The sequence below is a fragment of the Steroidobacter flavus genome (assembly GCF_042651805.1).
GTDB lineage: Bacteria > Pseudomonadota > Gammaproteobacteria > Steroidobacterales > Steroidobacteraceae > Steroidobacter > Steroidobacter flavus.
The window spans coordinates 1,672,637-1,691,714 of record NZ_JBHSDU010000015.1; the positions used below are offsets into that span (position 1 = coordinate 1,672,637).

General features: G+C 61.2%; 14 protein-coding genes and 1 pseudogene. 5 read left to right on the forward strand and 10 right to left on the reverse strand.

Annotated features, from left to right (window positions below; all coding sequences use genetic code 11):
- Nucleotides 1–16 precede the first annotated feature (16 nt).
- The 5 genes from ACFPN2_RS34515 to ACFPN2_RS34535 form a co-directional block, all read right to left on the reverse strand.
- Nucleotides 17–352 (reverse strand): 2Fe-2S iron-sulfur cluster-binding protein, encoded by a 336-nt coding sequence (locus tag ACFPN2_RS34515; protein ID WP_380605249.1) that lies wholly within the window; start codon nt 350–352, stop codon nt 17–19.
- Complete coding sequence (locus ACFPN2_RS34520; protein ID WP_380605251.1) at nt 352–2,463, reverse strand: TonB-dependent receptor; 2,112 nt, start codon at nt 2,461–2,463, stop codon at nt 352–354. Before ACFPN2_RS34520 ends, ACFPN2_RS34515 begins: the two co-directional genes overlap by 1 nt.
- Nucleotides 2,464–2,524: 61 nt before the next feature.
- Entirely contained in the window at nt 2,525–2,917 is a 393-nt protein-coding gene (locus ACFPN2_RS34525; RefSeq protein ID WP_380605253.1) for a YybH family protein, read from the reverse strand.
- Nucleotides 2,918–2,941: 24 nt separating this feature from the next.
- Entirely contained in the window at nt 2,942–3,970 is a 1,029-nt protein-coding gene (locus ACFPN2_RS34530; protein ID WP_380605255.1) for an aromatic ring-hydroxylating oxygenase subunit alpha, read from the reverse strand.
- A gap of 93 nt (nt 3,971–4,063) precedes the next feature.
- Nucleotides 4,064–6,763, reverse strand: a complete 2,700-nt coding sequence (locus tag ACFPN2_RS34535) for a LuxR C-terminal-related transcriptional regulator (RefSeq protein ID WP_380605256.1) — start codon at nt 6,761–6,763, stop codon at nt 4,064–4,066.
- A gap of 238 nt (nt 6,764–7,001) precedes the next feature.
- On the opposite strand from ACFPN2_RS34535, the gene ACFPN2_RS34540 reads away from it, so the two are divergent.
- Together ACFPN2_RS34540 and ACFPN2_RS34545 are read left to right on the forward strand one after the other, a co-directional pair.
- A complete protein-coding gene (locus ACFPN2_RS34540; RefSeq protein ID WP_380605258.1) occupies nt 7,002–7,688 on the forward strand; it encodes a type 1 glutamine amidotransferase domain-containing protein in 687 nt (228 codons plus the stop codon).
- A gap of 20 nt (nt 7,689–7,708) precedes the next feature.
- On the forward strand, nt 7,709–8,950 hold the full coding sequence (locus ACFPN2_RS34545; RefSeq protein ID WP_380605260.1) for an NAD(P)/FAD-dependent oxidoreductase: 1,242 nt from the start codon (nt 7,709–7,711) through the stop codon (nt 8,948–8,950).
- Here ACFPN2_RS34545 and ACFPN2_RS34550 read toward each other — a convergent pair.
- On the reverse strand, nt 8,856–9,578 hold the full coding sequence (locus ACFPN2_RS34550; RefSeq protein WP_380605262.1) for an SMI1/KNR4 family protein: 723 nt from the start codon (nt 9,576–9,578) through the stop codon (nt 8,856–8,858). The two genes, ACFPN2_RS34545 and ACFPN2_RS34550, sit on opposite strands and share 95 nt — an antisense overlap.
- Before the next feature lie 82 nt (nt 9,579–9,660).
- Here ACFPN2_RS34550 and ACFPN2_RS34555 point away from each other — a divergent pair.
- Nucleotides 9,661–10,554 (forward strand): annotated as a pseudogene (locus tag ACFPN2_RS34555) (alpha/beta fold hydrolase).
- A gap of 193 nt (nt 10,555–10,747) precedes the next feature.
- Here the strand turns inward: ACFPN2_RS34555 and ACFPN2_RS34560 are convergent.
- Nucleotides 10,748–12,127: a hypothetical protein gene (locus ACFPN2_RS34560; RefSeq protein ID WP_380605264.1), complete on the reverse strand. Its 1,380-nt coding sequence runs from the start codon at nt 12,125–12,127 to the stop codon at nt 10,748–10,750.
- A gap of 114 nt (nt 12,128–12,241) precedes the next feature.
- Between ACFPN2_RS34560 and ACFPN2_RS34565 the strand changes: the two genes are divergently transcribed.
- The gene (locus ACFPN2_RS34565; protein ID WP_380605265.1) at nt 12,242–13,219 is read left to right on the forward strand and encodes an alpha/beta hydrolase; all 978 of its coding nucleotides are present in this window, start codon (nt 12,242–12,244) and stop codon (nt 13,217–13,219) included.
- Nucleotides 13,220–13,227: 8 nt separating this feature from the next.
- On the opposite strand, the gene ACFPN2_RS34570 is transcribed toward ACFPN2_RS34565, so the two are convergent.
- A complete protein-coding gene (locus ACFPN2_RS34570) occupies nt 13,228–13,836 on the reverse strand; it encodes a HupE/UreJ family protein (protein WP_380605267.1) in 609 nt (202 codons plus the stop codon).
- A gap of 97 nt (nt 13,837–13,933) precedes the next feature.
- Between ACFPN2_RS34570 and ureG the strand changes: the two genes are divergently transcribed.
- Nucleotides 13,934–14,548: an urease accessory protein UreG gene (ureG, locus tag ACFPN2_RS34575; RefSeq protein ID WP_380605269.1), complete on the forward strand. Its 615-nt coding sequence runs from the start codon at nt 13,934–13,936 to the stop codon at nt 14,546–14,548.
- Nucleotides 14,549–14,551: 3 nt separating this feature from the next.
- Here ureG and ACFPN2_RS34580 read toward each other — a convergent pair whose 3' ends face one another.
- Nucleotides 14,552–15,457, reverse strand: a complete 906-nt coding sequence (locus ACFPN2_RS34580; protein ID WP_380605271.1) for a response regulator — start codon at nt 15,455–15,457, stop codon at nt 14,552–14,554.
- A 7-nt stretch (nt 15,458–15,464) separates the two neighbouring features.
- Complete coding sequence (locus tag ACFPN2_RS34585; RefSeq protein ID WP_380605273.1) at nt 15,465–18,827, reverse strand: hybrid sensor histidine kinase/response regulator; 3,363 nt, start codon at nt 18,825–18,827, stop codon at nt 15,465–15,467.
- Nucleotides 18,828–19,078 lie beyond the last annotated feature (251 nt).

Below are 19,078 nucleotides of genomic sequence, written 5' to 3' on the forward strand. Positions count from 1 at the left end.
AGCAAACGTCTCCAGCCTACTCGTCGGGCGCCACGACGATGCGGGCAGCCGCAAGCGCGGCGGTAACCTCGACCTGACAGGCAAGTCGAGATCGATCTCGGCGAAAGTGACGACTGTCTTCCAGCAAAGCGGTCTCTTCCGGGCTGCGTACGCGCTCACAATCGACGCCAGGCAACTCGATGTAAACGTGACAAGTACCGCAGCTCATGTTCCCGCCGCAGACCGATCCGACCGCGACGTTCGCATCCTGCAGCGTGGTCAGCACTGTGTCGCCCAGAGCGAGGCGTACCCGCCGCTCTCCCGCATCGTCGACCACCAGGACTGCGACGCCTGACTGCTCTTCATTTGTCATCAGTAGCGAACCGTCAACTCGATGCCGTAGCTCGACCCGACGGGCGGGTAGTACAAATCGTTTCCTAACGGGTGTCCGCTGTTGGTGTAGGGCTGATAGTCGGCCGTGACCTTCTCATTCAAGACATTTCTACCCCACCCCGTCACGCTCCAACGCTCGTCGCTGTCGCGCACGCCGGCGCGAAGATTGATGAGATCGCGATCGGGCCTGCGATACACGTTCTCCGGATCCCAGTAGGGACCGCTCTCGTATCGATAACCGGGACGGAAGAACAGCGTCAGTCCGTTTGAGATCGGCAGATGCAGGTCGAACCCGAGATTGGCAGTGACCTTCGCGATGCGCGGCGGCCGGTTGCCGATATAAGTGCGCGCCTCGCCCGTGAAGCCGGGAGGTGGCGTGAAAGCCCGAATCTCCGGATCGGTGTAGCCGAAGCTGGCGCGGATATCCAACACCTGCATCGCTCGCAGCGCGCCTTCGATTTCGAAGCCACGAATCCGGGTCTCGTCGATGTTGACACCCACATTGGTGGCGCCCACCGTATCGAACAGCTTGAATTGACCGTTGTCGAGATCGGTTTGAAAGATGGCCGCATTGATCGTCATCGCGCGGTCCAGCAGCCGTGTTTTCGCTCCGATTTCGTAGTTGGTCGCGGTCTCCGCGAGGATCACCGGGTTGCCGAAACTCGAGCCGCTGGCGTTGAAGTCACCGCTGCGAAAGCCTTGTCCCACCGATACATAGAAGCTCAGATCGGTGGATGGCTTGTAGATTGCCGTGGCCTTGGGCTGCCACTTGGAGAAGCTCGCTGCGCGCTCGGCGCCTGCGCCCGGCATCTGGTGAAGCTCATCGTCGTCATAGCGCAGCGCGAGCTCGACACCCAACCTGGCGGTGAAGTCGTACTGCACCTGCCCGAAACCCGCCCAGGTTTCGTAACGATTCAAATCGCTGTTGGCGGAGAACAGCGCGTCGGCCTGCGTGGCAACGGGCGCCAGGCCGAAGAAGAACGGATCGACGTAGATGTTCGTGACCCGGCGCTGATTCGAGCGAACGTGATAGCCGCCGATCAGCCAGCTCAGATTGCTGCCCGTCGCCGAGGCAAAGCGCAACTCCTGAGAGAAGCCCTTTTGTTCCTCGTGCTGGGTCGCCGCCAGAATATCGTCCGAGGTCATGTCCAGGTCTTCGGCGAGACCTTCGGTCACATCGACGTACGCGAGGGTCAACGTCGTCGTGGCAAGCCTGGTATCCCAAGTCAACCTGCCGGACAGATCGTGCAGCTTGCGGGGATTGTTGCCGATCCGATTGGCATCGAACGGATCGGAGCTGATCGCAGGATCGCCGGAGCGGCTCCAGACGTAGGCCGGATCGTGTCCTTCTGCGTCCGAGTACGTGTATTTGATATCGGCCTCGACGTTGTCGGCCGGCGTCAGGACGACTCGCAGCCGGGAAGTCACATCCTCATACTTATCGGAATACCCGCCGGTCGTGGCATTGCGTACCTGACCACGCCGGTCCGTGTACGAAACACCGCCGAGCACGTACAGCAGATCGGGGATCACCGGACCGCTCATCGAACCCTTGCCGATCCATTCATCCGCCGAGCCGAAGCTTGCGAGCGCATGAGCGCCGAACTCCGGTCCTGGCTTCGCGGTCGTGAGATTGATCGCCCCTGCGATCGCGTTCCGTCCGTAGATTGCGCCCTGGGGGCCCTTCAGTACCTCGACCTGTTGCAAGTCGAACTCATCGACGTTGAACTGCATCGGCGAGATGTTGAGCACACCGTCCACGACGATTGCAGCGGGCGGCGGCGAATACTGCGCCTGACTCTGTCCGCGGATCGACAGATAGTTCGTGCCGAGATTGAGCGCATTGTCGAACGTGACATTCGGTGTCAGGTTGGCAAAGTCCTGCACGCTGACAATGCCGGCTCTGGCGATGTCCTGGCTCGTCATGACGGTTACCGCGATCGGCACATCTTGTAGCGTTTCGCTGCGGCGGCGCGCCGTCACGGTAATTTCCTCCAGGTTCGCGGTCGCGTCCATCGCTTGCTGTGCATTCGCAGAAGTCATCGCTGCCAGCGCCGCCAGATAAGTCAGGAATCGTTGTCGCAGTATCATGGAACTCTCCCCTGCCTCTATTTATTCGATCTTCGCTACCCCATGGCTGCCGATCCGTGACTCAGAGCAACTTGCCCCAGGAGAAGAAATCCATCTCAACCCGCCAGCCATCCGGCGTTCGCCGCCAGGCAATCATGTATCTGCATTCCGTCGGCTCGACACCTGGCTCGCGTGGTTCCAGGAGCGCGCGACTCACCTCGTAGGCCAGATCGCCGCCGGCACGCACCTCAACCTGCACGAGGCGACATCTCACAAATCCCTTCATTACCTCAGTGAACAGCGCCGCGATCGCTGCTCGACCGCGAAGCAGCGACGAATCCGGGGCCGACATCATCGGTTCGGCGACGTAATAATCCGCAACCAGCGCCGCTGCGTTCGATGCCGCGAAGTGCTTCTCGAACAAATCGCTGCGAACGCGGATCGCCTGACGAACATCGTCCGGGGCTTGAGTCATGCCATTGCTCCTCTTTCAGAACTATCACTTGATGAAATCCGCGGATGGATGCGCACGCGGATACTTTCGGAGCATCTCGATGTATCGCCCCAATGTGAGATCGCCGCGGGTCAATGTGCCCGCCGTGTAATGAATGTTGTCGAGGATCGGCTTGTCCTCGAACGCGGTGCGGCTGAGCAGCTGTTTGCCGAATTCGAGCCGCTCCTGGATCAGCTTCTCGCTGTCCGGCGAGCCATCGCCCTTACGGACGCAGATGGCCATGAACGGGCGATGCGTGCCGGGGCGCGGCAGCGAGAAGCCGGCGAAGACGCCCAGCCACCAGCCATCCACTGTGCCCTCTTGAATGTATGTGCTCGAACCGCGAATGCCGACGTTCCATTCGATGGCCTCATCGTTCAGATGACGCGCGCTGATCTTCATGCGGAAACCGTACGGTTCCCACTGCACTATCGCGTGCGGGTCCTCGGTCAGAAAACGAATGCCGTGCACCGCCTTGATGTGCTGAATGTCCGGTGTGTTCGCCGCGAAGATCCAGCCGTCGCACGTATATAAATCGGCATAGAAAGCGGTGTATGCGATCTCCTCGTCCGGCGCATCGAAATTGAACAAGTCCCACAGCGGCTGCTCGCCATTGAAGACCCAAACGATGCCGAAGCGCTCGATCACCGGGAATTTGAACAGGCATGCGGTCGGCGGCGGCGGATCACCGACGCCCGTCTTTGCGCACCAGCCTTCGGCGTCGTACTCCCAGCGATGAAAGGCACACTGCAGACGATTGCCCACGACTGCACCAACCGACAGATCCGCCCCGACGTGCGGGCAGTACGCACTCATTACTCGCGCCACACCATCTTCGCCGCGATACACGACCACGCGACCATCGAGGAAATCCCGCCCGATCACCTGCCCCCGCGCTACTTCGCTCGATAGGCAGATCGGGAACCAGGACTGGCTGAACAGGCCGTTATCGCCCTCGTGCGGCACCGGATTCGTGTGCCGCCGCCTTATGCGATCGATCGCGACGGTGTGCGTGCTCACTGCTTGATTCGCCATACCCCTGCTCCTGATCTCGTGTGATCGCCTCGGGCGCTAAAGGTCCGCCGAACGAGGCTTCGGAGCAATTCGACCAAAAGGGGGATGGATGAATCAGACGATCAGCTTCGCGCGTGCGAGGGCGATCGCCTGCGAGCGTCGGTTCACGCCGAGCTTCTGATAGATTTTCTTACGATGGGTCTTGACCGTGCTCACCGATACGCCGAGGCGGTAAGCGATTTCTTTGGTCGACAGGCCTTCAGCGACCAGCGACAGGATCTCCGCTTCCCGTGCGCTCAAGTCGACTTCGGAGGTACTTTGCGCGCGACGCTTGGGGATCAGGCGACGCTGCAAAGTTTGACCCGATTCAGTCGCGTCGGCATGCCGAAGCGCCGAGCCGCAAAAGGCGGTGATTCGCGAGGACATCGGTCGACCGGTATTCATCGCCCACTCGAACACTTCCAGCAGGCTGTCGCGATGGTTCAATAGCTGGCGAGTGAATCCTGCCTCGAGTGCCAGCTCCGCGGCCCGAACGAAAGTATCGAACGCTTCCTGGTGGCGACGAAGCTTGAACGCCGTCGTCATCGCAAGCACTTCGAACGAGAAACGCAATCGCGTGTCGCCATCCTGCACGTGGCGCCGCTCCATGCGACGCAAATAGTCCGCAGCTTCACGGAGGCGATTCATGCGCAAGAGCAGTCGCGCACCTTCGATCAAAGCCGCATTCCGCAGACGTAGCCCCCAGGCCGGACCGGTGGTGCCCGGCGCCGTCAGCTGACTGATCGTCTCACTCTCGAGCAAGCTGACAGCGTATGGCAGATTGCCAACGCGAGTGGCTTCTCGCAGTCGAAGGATCTGAATGTAATCGGCCAGGCGTTGCAGTTGCTTCTGCCGCGCGATGATCTCCGCCTCGTTCAGTACAGTTGCGACGGCCGCCTCGCCCTGTCGCAAGGCGGCCAGATCGACCGCGGCGCTGAAACCGTTCGCATAGAGCTCGAACCAGCCATTGAGCAGGACCTCATGTCGTAGTGAGCTTGCCAGCACCCGCGCAGCGGCATCGAGATCGTTGTTCTCGTAGTACAACACTCCTCGCATCACGTCCACGATCGCCTCGCCATGCCCACGCTCGCCGAATGCGCGACGCGACAGGCTCTGAGCGTGCTCAATGTGCAACATGCTTTCTTTCGGACGCCCCAACATGAGCGTCACTCGGGCCTGCTGCATGTGTAGATAGAACAACACATGATCGGCGCGATGGTGACGCAGCGACCCGAGCCCCAGCTCGCAGATCGCATATGCATCCCGCACGCGCCCGCAGCTGGAATATGCGACACACAGTATCGACGCGAGGCTCGCCAGCATCACCGGATCGTTGTCCATCGCATGCTCGAGATGCCGTTCGAGGATGTCGATCTCGGGAGCATCGATCGACTGGTCCTCGTAGACCCGCAGCACCATGTCGAGCACATCGACCAGACTGTCAACGTCGGCCTCCCGGCCGCTCGAGCGCAGGGCCTGGAACTCGTGAGTCGCCGCGCGCAGATGATTGAACTGCGCACGCGCTTCCTCGAACCGTCCGTCCTGAGCCTTGAGATAAATCTGACCGAGCGTGAGCAGTGGATATTCGTGCGCGCGTCCCGGGGGCTCCGCATCCTGGCGCAATACCGAGACCCCTTGATGCATGCTCAGTCGAAACGCGCCAGCCCGCTCCACGACCGCAGCAGCGAATTCCCGGTCGCCGCAGGCATGTGCGTGTCGAACAGCTTCCGTTGGATAGCCGCTGGTCTGGAACCATTCCGCCGCAAAACGATGCAAGCTGCGCTCCCGCTCACTCGCCATGCGACGCAACTGTCGGCGCAGAAATGTGGCAAGCAGCCCATGCAGCCGATGCCACTCTTCGTTGTCATCGAGTGGCCGCAGGAACAGTCCCTTGCGCTTCAACTCCAGCAAGTCGTGCCAATTCCACGCGCTGCCCGGCAGATCGCGAACGATACTGGCCGAGAATCGCTCGAGCACCGCCAGCTCCATCATCAAACGCAGCTGACTCTCGCTCAGAGAATGCAGAACCTGTTCTTCGAAATAGCGCGCGAGCGGGTCTGGAATGCGGGCGATCCCTGCGACCTCCGGTGCTTGCCAACTCCAACCGGTACCGGCCATCGCCAGGGCTCGTGCCCCAGCGGCCCACCCTTCGGCGGCTTCCAACACTCCGGAAACATCCGCCGCCGGGCAATCGGCGCACAAAGCGAGCAACTCCTCCTGCGACATGCGTAGCTCGCGCTCGGACCAGCGAGCAGCGATGCCCGCGAGCTCGAGTCGACCAAGTTTGAGATCGCATTCACTGCGCGCCGCGAGAAACAGTCGCGAATCTTCGCTCACGCTGCCGACGAAGTCGGTCAGCACGCGCCAGCACTCGGGATTGCGCAAGGCGTCCACGTCATCCAGGAATAGATCTGTCCCCTGAACGGTACCGAGCGCCTCGACAAGCTGATCGGGCGTGTCGTATGCCGGACCGAGCGTGAGCCACCTCAATCGGCGCGGCCCTCGCCATTCGTGCCGTGCAGCTTGTGTCAGCAGCGCTGTCTTGCCATAGCCGGCCGGCGCGACGATCTCCCATACACGCACACGAGGTTGATCGCGCAACATGCGAGTGAGAAGTTCCTGACGCATGACGAGCGGCACCGGGAGCGCCGGCAACTCGGACAGTGCGGCGTCGGCAGCCTTGGTCACCGGCAGCTGGGCCACTACTGGCCGCAACAAACGGTTTGGCGACGGCTCGCGACCGGCTGGGCGCTTGGATGAGTTTTCAGAGGTCATCGGCCGATGATCGACTGTATGCGTCAACGGTACGCCATGTCGTACCGTCAATCCACTTCATAGCCGATGTTTCACCCGCAACTCGCGCTTGCGCCATCCCCCAAAAAGGATGAGGCCGTGGTCATCCTGTCAGCTTTCCCCCCTCTATGGACGATGGGTGCGGCGACCCACGGCTGCGACTATGCCGGCCGGCATTCACAGCGCCCTGCGTATCGGCAGGGTGCGATCAGGAGAATTCATGTCCAAGCACATTCTGATGGTCGTGACCTCGAACGACCGCCTCGGCGACCACGGCGGCGCGACTGGTACGTGGCTCGAGGAACTCGCCGGCGCGTACTACACGTTCATTGACGCGGGACACACGGTCAGCATTGCCTCCACCCGCGGCGGTAGCGCCCCGCTCGATCCCGGCAGTCTGCAGGAACCCTGGCTCACTGAGACCGGCCGCCGATTCCAGCACGACGCACGCGCGACCGCTGCTCTACGTGACACGCTGCCGATCGAAGGTCTCAAGGCGTCAACATTTGATGCGATTTACCTCGTCGGTGGCGCTGGAACCGCTTGGGATTTCCCCGCGAGCACGCCGTTGACACGATTGATCGAAGCGCTCGATCGCTCGGGCCGCGTGGTCGCCGCTGTGTGCCACGGTGTGCTGGGACTGACGACCGCGCGCTGTAATCACGACAAGCCTTTGGTCGCGGGACGGGCCGTCACTGGTGTCAGCAACGCCGAAGAGCGCGCCATCGGTTACGACAAAATCGTGCCGCTACTTCCAGAAGAGCGGATGAATCAGCTAGGCGCACAGTATTCGTGCGCGGCCGAGCCCTTTCAGTCGCATGTGGTCCGCGACGGCAATCTACTCACGGGGCAAAATCCTGCATCCGCAGCGCCGCTAGCAGTCGAAGTGCTGCGAGCACTCGCGTAGTGCGACAGGCCGCAACTGGCATGCCAGAGCGCATCGTCATTCTGGGCGCCGGCCACGCGGCCGCGCAGGCAATCGACACTTTGCGACGCCGAGGACATCGAGGCTCGATCGTACTCGTGGGCGACGAGCCGCATCTTCCCTATCAGCGCCCGCCGCTTTCCAAGAAATATCTTGCGGGAACCCACGAGCGCTCGCGCCTCTTGATACGCCAGGCCCGATATTATTCAGAACGCGCCATCGAAACCCGGCTCGGCCGGCGAGCGCTGCAAATCGACAGGCGTACGCAACGAGCGCGCCTCGACGACGGTTCCGACCTCGCCTATGACGCCTTGCTGATCGCAACTGGCAGCCGTGCTCGGGCATTGACTGTGCCTGGCGCGGACCTAGATGGCGTGCGATACCTGCGCACGATGGCCGATGTCGACTCTCTTCGGACAGGGATGGAATCCGCTCGTCGAATAGTCATCATCGGCGGCGGCTACATCGGCCTCGAAGTCGCAGCCACCTGTCGTCAGCGGGGACTCGCCGTCACCGTCCTCGAGACGCAGGACCGGGTCATGAAACGAGTGGTCAGCGAGGAAACGTCTGCCGCGTTCACTGCCGAGCACCTACGTAACGGTGTCAACATCATCTGCGGCGCGGGTAGCCTGGAGATCGCTTCGCATGCCGGCACGCAACAGGTGCGGGCTGTCGTCTGCGATGGTTGCGAGCACGAAGCTGACATCGTGCTGATCGGTGTCGGCGCCGCAGCCGCCCAGGAGCTCGCCTGCGACGCCGGTCTCGAATGTGACAACGGAATCGTCGTCGATCTTCACGGCCGTACGTCCGATGCGTCCATCTACGCCGCCGGCGATTGCACCAGTCATCCCAGTGCGCGCTATGGCGGGTATGTCCGCCTCGAATCCGTCGACAACGCGTTCGAACAGGCGACGACTGCCGCCCTCAACATGCTAGGCGAGCCGGCCGAGCACGACAGCGTGCCGTGGTTCTGGTCAGAACAATTCGATCTGAAGCTCACGATCACCGGGCTCGCCTCCGGACACGATACGGTCGTCGTGCGCGGCGACCCGACAAGTCGCTGCTTCAGCGTATGCTATCTCCGGGGCAACGAACTGCTGGCCGTGGAAAGTGTCGGCAATTCCAAGGACGCGATCGCTGCACGCAGACTCATTGCCGCACGCAGCCATCTCGAGCCCCACCACCTTGCAAATCCGGCTTGCGGGCTCGATCGGCTTCCTGCAAACAGCCGTCCAGCCAATTGAGATACCACTGCGAAAAAGTCAGCCGTTCGCCGTGAGCGCCGCTCTCCGGAAAGACCCCGCTGAAATTGCCGCGGCCATCCATCCATAGGTTGCCACGCTCAGTTCCTTTCACGACCAGCAGCCAGAAATCGCCGCTGCCGTAGTGGCAGATACACAAGGTGCCAGCGATGTGCCGGGTATCCAGATACTCCTCCATGCGGCAATCGTCGGGCCGTTCCCCGGCGTCCCAATCGATCTGATCGAGCCAATCCGCATTCCACGGCCCATCGTGCTGGAAAGGAACCGACAGGTCGATCCGATTGCGATGGACCATGCCGTGATGAATGCTGCCCTCCGGCCGCAACGGATAAATCCCATAGCAGGGGCCGGCGCCGCCGTTGCCGACATTCAGGATGAAGTCCCTGTAGTCCTCGGGCAGACGCAGTGCCTGACTCGCCTCGAAGGCGGCCACCTCTTCAGATGAGAGCGGAGGGTTGAACTCGTAACGATGCGCGCTTGCACCGAACAGCGCGAGCGCCGCGTCCTTGCTCCGCAGCTGCTCTATTTTTCTCAGGACTTCTTCCGTGAAGCTCATTCGATGAGTACCCATGAGGTGATCGGGATCGACGCCGAATAAAAATAATACCATGAATGTCGCGCCTGCCCGCTCCGCTCGGAACCTCCGCGCACACGACACGTTCGTTCAACACGTCAGCGCGAGGTAGTGCGATATGACCAGCCCAGCTCCAGTGCAGCACCGGTTTGTAGAAATAGACGGCGCACGTATCTTCTATCGGGAAGCGGGAGGGTCGATGCGCCGGCGGTCCTGCTGCCGCACGGCTATCCGTGCTCCTCCTATGAATTCCGCAACTTCATACCGTTGCTGGCGGATCGGTGGCGGCTCGTCGCGCCCGATTTCCCAGGATGTGGCTACAGCGACACCCCCAACGGCTTCGCCTATGACTTCGATGGTTATGCCGTGTTCCTGGAGAAGTTCATCGACCACCTCGACATTCGCCGCTTCGTTCTCTATCTGCACGATTTCGGATCGCAGATCGGTCTGCGCCTCGCGATCCGCGCCCCGGATCGTATCGTCGCGTTGATCGTTCAAAACGGCGACATCTACGAAGACGTGCTGGGGCCGAAATACGCTCCGCTCCAGGAATATTTTCGCGATCCCACACCCGAGCGCCGGGCCAAGCTCGACGCGGCGGTGAGCGAAGACGGGTATCGGGATGAGTTTCTAAACGATGTCCGGCCCGAGCTGGCCCAGCGCATCAGTCCCGATCTCTGGAAACTGCATTGGTCGTTGACTACGCCCCGGCGAAAGGAGATTGCAACCGAGGTGATCGTGAAGTTGCGCGACAACCTCGAATGGTTCCCGAAGTACCAAGCTTAATCTGCGTCAGCACCAGCCACCGACCCTGATCGTCTGGGGACCGCAAGATGGCTACATGCCTGAAGCGTCGGCACGCGCCTATCTACGCGATCTACCAAACGCCGAGCTGCACCTCCTCGATGGCGGCCATTGGCTGCTGGAAACGAATCTGGCTGAAGTTGCCTCGCTGACACGAGAGTTTTTATCGCGGGCCCTATCGGGCATCGATCGCCTCACAACGAGTTAGAGCCCTTACTACTATCCAACTGCATTCGCAGCGACTCTTCTTCCGCCCAGGAGTACTCGCGCACATCGACCAGGTGGCGGTCGCGAACGAGCTGCGCAGCGGCGCCGTTCGTCTCGCCTGAGCAGTAGCCCTCGGACTGTCCCCGTCTTTGGCGCCACAACCGCGCCAAAGCGGGGACAGCTCTCAAGCTCGATCAATGCGCCGCGTAAAACATATACGAGCCGTAAATGTTATCTCTCCAGATCTGAATCGCCGTGGGTCCCGTGTAGTTGTCGGAGGCCTGCGGTCCGGTAATGGAGAAGCTGGCGGTCTGCCCGGCCGTGGTGGTCTGGGACGAGCTCTGCTTCGACACCGTGGTGACAGTGTCAGTCAGCTTCAAGGCGATCTCTGCCTTTGACTTGAAGCCAAGCTTGTTTTCTATGGAGGTGGAGACGCTGCGGGTAATTTCCGAGCCGCTGCCGGAGGTGCTGGTCGATTGAGTCGTGGTCGAAAAGGTCTGGGTGACAGGCTGCCCGCCCGGAGGGGCCGGGATATAGTTGAAGGTCTGGCCGATCTGGAGTGTGTAGCGGCCCGATGTGTCCGTGTTGGGATCGTACGCGGGATTGGCACCAAAGGGCGTCGACGCAAGGATGGTCGCGTAGTCCGTAGCATTGAGCCCACCGACACCGGATTGGTCCCAACTCCGCGCCAGGCGCGACGCGACGTTCGCGGGAATCCGCGAAGGATCTTTCAGCTCGTACACATATAAAAAGAGCACGTCCATCTCGTTGACGGGATCCGCGGTGTTGTACGAGTACCCATTCCACGTGATGCTCGCCGGGCCCGTGAGGATCAGATTGATTGCCGGATTCAACCAGATCCACACGATGTCGTAGTCATGATCGACGCCGGCGGCCGAGGACGCGGGTCCTCGAATGATGTCACCGCCGGTGGTGGTAACGCTCCAGGAATCGGTCGAGTTGTAGTCGGTTTGCTGGGAATAGAGACTGGTAATATTGGTATTCAACCCCACACCCACTTTACCGATCTCGAATTCCCCGTGCGTCGACAGGCTCACTTGCGTCTGGTCCTTGAAGCTCGAGCCGATGGTCTGGCTGGTGCCTCGGACGAAGTTGGCACTGTAACTGACCGAGCTGCTGGCGCCGGGCGGCGCGTAGTCGACGCCCAGCACCTGATACTTCGGAAATATCGCGCCCGACCAGTTACCGTACTGATAGTTTCCGGTCACATCGATCGTGACCAGATACCCTCCGATCATGACGCGCTCCCAGCCGGAAAAGGTGCCGTAGGAGGCGACGTTCCAGAATACCGTGGTACATACAGCGGTATAGTCGGAGGTCAATGCATAGCTGTAGGCGTTGGTGCCGAAAGATACATTCCCACCGGTGGCGAACACTGTGGAGGTTTGAGTGAGACCTCCGGGTAGCTGGGCGTTCGTCACCCCGCAGTACGTTCCCGAGCCCGGACTGTCGGTGACGACGCCTGTGTCAAGGTAGACGGGGAGGACGATGGCCAGGGCCTGCGTGGACACCCCCGCCGAAAGTAAAATGAGACACGCGATGAGACCTTTCATTATTGCCAACTCCTTTTGGCGTTAATAACAAGTGTTCGATCGCGATTATTGAACGAGCCAAACCAAGCGTACAAGCAATATACGCGACACGCGATTTCACGGAGCCCGCCAGGCATGATGAGACATACAATCGCCGCGCTGTGTGGATGTTTGCTGACGACGACTTTGGCCGTAGCTGCAGAAGTGGAACGAAAGCCGGGAGACTATCCTCTGACGCCCGACTCGCTGGTCCAACCCGGCGTGCCTCAGGGCAGCTTGCTGGGCCCATTGGAGTTTCACAGTAAAATATTTGCTGGCACCGTGCGTCGCTATTGGATCTACGTGCCGGCACAATACGATCGAGCCAAACCGGCGAGCGTGCTCGTGTTTCAGGACGGTCAACGGGCCACCAATCCGCAGGGCTCGCTGCGAGTGCCGGCGGTGCTCGACAATTTGATTCACCGAGGTGACGTTCCAGTCACCATCGGCATCTTCATCACCCCGGGCCACGTGGCCGAAACGTATCCGGATACGCTGGGCATGAGCAATCCAGATCATCGCGCAGCGGAGTACGACGCGGTGGATGATCGCTACGCGAGATTCATCGTCGAAGAAATGTTGCCGAGTGTCGCGAGCCGCTACAACTTAACGAACGATCCACGGCAACGCGCGATCGGCGGGACGAGCAGTGGCGCCATTTGTGCTTTCACCGTTGCGTGGCACCGGCCGGATGTTTTTCGCAAGGTGATCAGTATCATCGGCAGCTACGTCTCCATCGGCTATCGCCCGGCGCAGGACGGACAACCGGCGGTGCTGGGAGGCGATCTGTATCCGGGACTGATCCGCAAGAGCCCGATCCGGCCGCTGCGAATCTTCCTGCAGGATGGCTCGAACGATCTCGATAACGAGCACGGCAACTGGTTTCTCGCCAATCAACAGATGCTGGCGTCATTCAACTGGGCCAACGCCGAGGCGGATCGCAAGAAATCATCCGGGCCGCGTTACGAAGTGACTCATGTCTGGGGCGACGGGGCTCATTCGGATGCACATGGCGGTGCTCTATTGCCTGAGATCCTGCGCTGGCTGTGGCGGGAGGATGGCGACTCGCGGTAAATCGCCAATCACCCTTGCAGCAGCATGCCGAGCAACACCACGCCACCGAAGGTGATCGCGCTACCGCTCCACTTGAGTAACGCGGGTCGGGCAGCGGCAAGAACCCGGGCTGTCGTGAGCACGACGCCAACGACGTGCAATATCGCTGTCGTCAGCATGAGCCCGAAGATAAAGGGCAGCGTTGAAACATCGCCGTTCATCTCCGCCCCATGCGCGTGCCCGTGAACCAGGGCAAACCCCGCGGTCGACACAATGAGTGCTGTCGCTCGCAACGACGGTTTCGAGAGCAGCGCAAGCCCGAAAGCGAGCAGTGAGCAAGCAATGCCGATCTCAGTGAACGTTTGAGCGCCCTCGCCTGCGCCGAATGTCGTCCCCACCGCCATCGCCGCCACGAAGGACGTCGGCAGCCACCAGCGCATGGCCCCACCGTAGTGACCTGCCAGCAGCCCCACTGCGAGCATCGCCACGAGGTGATCCAAGCCACCGAGTGGATGCAACACGCCGGCCACGAAGCTGTGCGCCTCTCCGCCGGCATGCGCCATTGCCGAGGTGGGCACCCATACACACAGAGAAAGTAGTGACAAACGAGAGATGTGAGAGGACATGGGTGCCAGCATGCGCCCGATTCAGTTGCTCCGCCCTGGGGTAAACGACGTAGGCGGCCCGTTTCACGGCGCCGTATGATCAAGGGTGAACGGAGCCTGAGGTGGAAACATGGCCAATGCTGAAGTACTGAGGCTGGGAATCGGCGGTCCGGTCGGTTCGGGTAAGACGGCGCTCGTCGACAGCCTTTGCAAGCGCATGCGCGAGCGCTTCAACATTGCCGTCGTCACCAACGATATCTACACGCGCGAGGACGCAGAGTTTCTGATTCGCAGTCAGGCGCTGTCGGCCGAGCGTATCCGCGGCGTGGAAACCGGAGGTTGCCCCCACACGGCCATCCGCGAAGACGCATCGATGAACCTTGCCGCTATCGATAGCCTCATGCGGCAGTTCGAGGGGCTGGACATGATCATCGTGGAGAGCGGCGGCGACAATCTCGCCGCCACCTTCAGCCCGGAACTGTCGGATCTCACGTTATATGTCATCGACGTGGCCGCCGGGGACAAGATTCCGCGCAAGGGCGGACCGGGCATCATGCGGTCGGACTTGCTGATCATCAACAAGACCGATCTGGCGCCTCACGTCGGCGCATCGCTCGAAGTCATGGATCGGGACGCACGCAAGATGCGTGGCGAGCGCCCCTTCGTATTCACGAATCTGAAAACGGGCGACGGCCTGGATCAGGTGATTGCATTCATCGAGCGCGAAGGCATGTTGGCCGGATAAGATTCATCGCCCCAAAGTGCGAACCGCCCGCGCGGCCGCGGCGGCACGATTCTCCACGCCCAGTTTGACGAACACCTGCTCCAGGTGTTTGTTCACCGTTCGTGGGCTGATGCCCAGGATTTCTCCGATCTCGCGATTCGACTTGCCCCGGCTGATCCATAACAAGACTTCCGCCTCGCGTGTCGTGAGCGACAGCGCCCGTTGCAGCAGCTGTTCATCGCCCCGCGTGCCTGCTTCCGCCAACCGGAACAACAATTCATCGGGACCGATACGACTCAGCACCGAAATTTCCAGACGACGCGGTCCGATCGCCATGGTGGCGCTGCCGGACGCGTTCGGCCCTTCCCGCCGCAACCGCATGAGCTGTTCGACCAGCTCCGCGGGCAGACTGGCGGCCTGTTCGTTCTGAGCAGGAAACAATTCAGCGAGCAGTTCCCTGGCTTTGGGCGTCGACCACAAGAGACGCCCGCCAAGATCGGTCGCCAGCAAGAACCGGCCCGTTGCATCCAACGCCGCATGCGTACCTTGCGCAATCCTCGCATTGGCAAGATGCACTCGGATCCGCGCCAACAACTCATCCACAACGATAGGTTTGGTCACGTAGTCGACGCCGCCCGCCGCGAGACCTTCGACGACGTGCTCCGTATCGCTCAGGCCCGTCATGAAGATGACCGGCAGATGCGAAAGTAACTTCTCGCGCTTGAGCCGTCGACAGGCTTCGAACCCTCCCATCCCTGGCATCACGGCGTCCATCAGCACCAGATCCGGCGTGACCTGGTCCACCAGCTCCAACGCACTGTCGCCGTCGATTGCAATCAGCACGGTAAACCCCGCTTGATCGAGCGTGTCGGTGAGAAAGCCCAGCGTCTCCGGGGTATCGTCCACCACCAGCACGGTATCGCGTCGCATGCTCGAATCAGAGGTCATCATTGCGCATGGTTTCCAGCACGCTCATGTAGCGCTTGAGGTCGAAATTGGCCACCAGCGCCTGCAAGCGCGCGGTAAACGGTTTGCTCGCGGGATCGTCCGCCTCGATCTGGCGCAGCTTGGCCTGGATACCGCGAACGTGTCCGATCCGGCCGAGTTGATAAAGATCGTTGATGTGATGTCGCGATTGGAGCGACAGCTCGCAGGCCGCGCCGCTCTCCTCGTCCACGTCAGCATCGGGCTCATAAGTCCATTGCACGCCGAGCAGTCCACCGATGCAGTCGAGCAGCAGGCGCATGTCGACGGGCTTCATCACAAAGCCATCGTGCGCGTAGTCGACGCCGCCCGGGCTGAACTCGTGCGCGTTGGCCGACACCATGACGATCTTCATCGATCGCAACGCGGGCTCTTCGCGAAGCTGCCTGGCGAGCTCCCAACCAGACAGGTCCGGCATGGAAATATCGATCATGGCCAATGCGGGCCGCTGTTCGGTGGCCAGCGCCAGACCCGCTCTGCCATTGGATGCGGTAACGATATCGAACTGCAACGGCTGCAGCAGTCGCTGAACCATGTCGACATGCGCTGGATCGTCATCAACGAGCAGCAGCTTCAAAGGCGCTCCGGTATGACCGGTGATGTGTCCGGGCACCGTGGACTGGTGAACCGCATGCATTGCCTCGGACAACAGCAATCGCACGGTGAACGTCGTTCCCTCTCCTAACGAGCTGCGAGCCAGCAACTCACCGCCCATGATCTGTGCCAGCAGCTTGGTGATCGTGAGTCCCAAGCCGACGCCGGGAATGGCGCGCACCGCCGGCGTCTCGCCCCGCTCGAAAGGTCGAAATACCCGCTCGAGATCCGCCTCCGCGATGCCCACGCCGGTATCGGAGATCTCGAACTCCGCAACCTGGTTTCGATAGCGGACTACCAGGCTCGCGTGTCCCCGCTCGGTGAATTTGATGGCATTGGACAGCAGGTTGATCAGGATCTGTCGCAGTCGCTTCTGATCGGTGTAGACGTGCGCCGGCAAATGCGGCGGCCGTTGGTAACGAAACTCGATGCCGCGATTGGCCGCCTGCAGCCGGAACATATCGACGATCTGGTCCAGAAACTCCACCAGCTGCACCTTGTCGCGATTCAACCGCAACATGCCGTTCTCGATTCGAGAGATATCGAGCAAGCCGTCGATCAAGTTGGTGAGATGTTCGGCGCTGCGACGGATCACACGGGCGGCGTTGTCGGTGGGTCCCGCCGTACCGCGCTCCAGCAGCTGCGCATAGCCGAAGATCGCGTTCAGCGGCGAGCGGATCTCGTGACTGATCCCGACGATGTATCGAGTCTTGGCGACGTTGGCCGCTTCGGCGACTTCCTTCGCCTTCTGAAGCGCGGCGTCGGTGCGCTTATGCGCCTCGATTTCATCCATCAGCATCGCGGTCTGCCGCTCGGACTCGGCCTCGGCGCTGCGCCGGCTTTCATGCGCCAGCACGATGAGCGATGCAGCCACTCCGGTCAGCACGAACAAACTGACAAACACCAGCCACAGCGTCGTGCCGATCGCTTCGCGGTCCGCCAGGGTTGCGCCGCTGTACTGATGATAGATGAGCGAGAGCAGCAGCCCGATGGCCAGATTGAAGATCAGCAACAATCCGAAGAAATGCCCGGCACGAGTGTTCAGCGCCAGCACGACGCGCTTGGGCAGAGTGCTCGCGAAGAAGCCGTACAGTTGTTCGGTGAAGCGACTGTTGGTCTTGCACAGGTCGTGACAACGCGCCTCCAACGTACAACACAGCGAGCAGATCGGCCCGGAGTATGCGGGACACATCGCGATGTCATTGCGTCCGAACACGTTCTCGCAGATCGTGCAGCGGATCTCCTCCTCGTCCGGCAACCCTTCGGGCTGGCGAGCGAGGTAGTAACGCCCCTGGGTGGCCCACGCGATCAGCGGCGCGGCGACGAAGGCGACCACCAGGGCGACCAGCGGCGAGAGAATCTGCGGAAGCTGGCCGAACATGCCGAAAAACGCGCAGCTCGAGATGACGATCGACAACAGCAGTGCCCCGACGCCAACGGGATTGATGTCGTAAAGATGTGCTCGCTTGAACTCGATGTACGGCGGGCTGTAACCCAGCGGCTTGTTGATGACCAGATCCGCGGTCAACGCGCCGATCCAGCCGGCCGCGAAATTGGCGTAGATGACCAGGATGCTCTCGATGGCATTGAAGATGCCTGTTTCCATCAGGAGCAAGGCCAACAGCACATTGAACACCAGCCAGACGACGCGACCCGGATGACTGTGAGTCAGGCGCGAGAAGAAATTCGACCAGGCAATCGAGCCCGCGTAGGCGTTGGTGACGTTGATCTTCAGCTGACAGACGATGACGAACACGCCCGTCAGCACCAGTGCGACCGTCGGCGACTGGAACGTTTCGCGAAATGCCAGGAAGTACATGCCCGTGGGCTCATCGGCCTGAGCCGTCGCTACGCCGTGGCGGATAGCCAGGAACGCAAGCAATGAGCCCGCGAGCAACTTGAAGCCCCCCATGAAAACCCAGCCCGGCCCGGATGCGATCAATGCGGTCCACCAGGCAACCCGATTGCGACGATCCCGGTTCGGAAGAAATCGCAGATAGTCCACCTGCTCTCCGATCTGCGGCAGCAGGGACAACAGCATCGAAAGCGCCATACCGAACAACAGCAGATCGACCGAGCCGTCGGCGGCGCCGTGCGTCCCCGAATAACCTGTCCAGGCGGCAACCTCGTCAGGGCTTTGCCACGCGATGTAAGCGATGGGCAGGAATTGCAGGACCAGCCACACCGGCTGCGTCACGAGCTGCATCTTGCTGATGAGGCTGAAGCCGTAGGTGGCGATGGGAATCACGATCAGCGCACTGATCAGATGCCCGATTGCGAGCGGAATACCGAACAGCATCTGCAACGCCAGCGACATGATGCTCGCTTCGATGGCGAACAGCAGGAACGTGAACGACGCGTAGATCACCGACGTGATCGTCGATCCCATGTAACCGAAGCCTGCGCCGCGCGTCAGCAGATCGATGTCCACGCCGTAGCGGGCCGCGTACGAACAGATCGGCAAGCCGATGAGAAACATCAGCACGCAGAACGCCACGACCGCCCAGGCCGTGTTGGGAAAGCCGTAGGCGATGGTGAGCGCGCCGCCGATTGCCTCGCACGCGAGAAACGCAATCGGGCCGAACGCGGTATTGCCGACGCGGAACGAGGACTTACGCGCGCGATCCGCCGTATAGCGCAGCGCATAGTCTTCGAGCGTCTGACTCGCCACCCACTGGTTGTACTGACGGCGCTCGCGAACGATCCGTTGTCGTGCAGCCATTGTTTGCTGTTCTGAAATCGATTCCCCCGCGAGTAGAAGCAAACGATATGCCAGCCACGTTCCGAAACGGGGCGCGACTCGGACGCGCCCTGGCCGGCGTGATGCCACATCGAAGTGCAACGCGCGGGCCGGTATGCACAGGGATGGATCATGCCTGGCCCTCGCCGGCTGTCTCTACGTCAAATGACGCGTACCCGTGCCGGGCCAGCGCGCATAGCGTTGGTCGCCAGGGAAGTCGACGACCCACGATC

Coding starts and splice junctions, on each gene's coding strand:
- ACFPN2_RS34520 (WP_380605251.1), bottom strand. CDS start 2,463: ATGATACTGCGACAACGATTCCTGACTTATCTGGCGGCGCTGGCAGCG.
- ACFPN2_RS34560 (WP_380605264.1), bottom strand. CDS start 12,127: ATGAAAGGTCTCATCGCGTGTCTCATTTTACTTTCGGCGGGGGTGTCC.
- ACFPN2_RS34585 (WP_380605273.1), bottom strand. CDS start 18,827: ATGGCTGCACGACAACGGATCGTTCGCGAGCGCCGTCAGTACAACCAG.
- ACFPN2_RS34535 (WP_380605256.1), bottom strand. CDS start 6,763: ATGACCTCTGAAAACTCATCCAAGCGCCCAGCCGGTCGCGAGCCGTCG.
- ACFPN2_RS34580 (WP_380605271.1), bottom strand. CDS start 15,457: ATGCGACGCGATACCGTGCTGGTGGTGGACGATACCCCGGAGACGCTG.
- ureG (WP_380605269.1), top strand. CDS start 13,934: ATGGCCAATGCTGAAGTACTGAGGCTGGGAATCGGCGGTCCGGTCGGT.
- ACFPN2_RS34550 (WP_380605262.1), bottom strand. CDS start 9,578: ATGGTATTATTTTTATTCGGCGTCGATCCCGATCACCTCATGGGTACT.
- ACFPN2_RS34545 (WP_380605260.1), top strand. CDS start 7,709: ATGCCAGAGCGCATCGTCATTCTGGGCGCCGGCCACGCGGCCGCGCAG.
- ACFPN2_RS34525 (WP_380605253.1), bottom strand. CDS start 2,917: ATGACTCAAGCCCCGGACGATGTTCGTCAGGCGATCCGCGTTCGCAGC.
- ACFPN2_RS34540 (WP_380605258.1), top strand. CDS start 7,002: ATGTCCAAGCACATTCTGATGGTCGTGACCTCGAACGACCGCCTCGGC.
- ACFPN2_RS34530 (WP_380605255.1), bottom strand. CDS start 3,970: ATGGCGAATCAAGCAGTGAGCACGCACACCGTCGCGATCGATCGCATA.
- ACFPN2_RS34570 (WP_380605267.1), bottom strand. CDS start 13,836: ATGCTGGCACCCATGTCCTCTCACATCTCTCGTTTGTCACTACTTTCT.
- ACFPN2_RS34565 (WP_380605265.1), top strand. CDS start 12,242: ATGATGAGACATACAATCGCCGCGCTGTGTGGATGTTTGCTGACGACG.
- ACFPN2_RS34515 (WP_380605249.1), bottom strand. CDS start 352: ATGACAAATGAAGAGCAGTCAGGCGTCGCAGTCCTGGTGGTCGACGAT.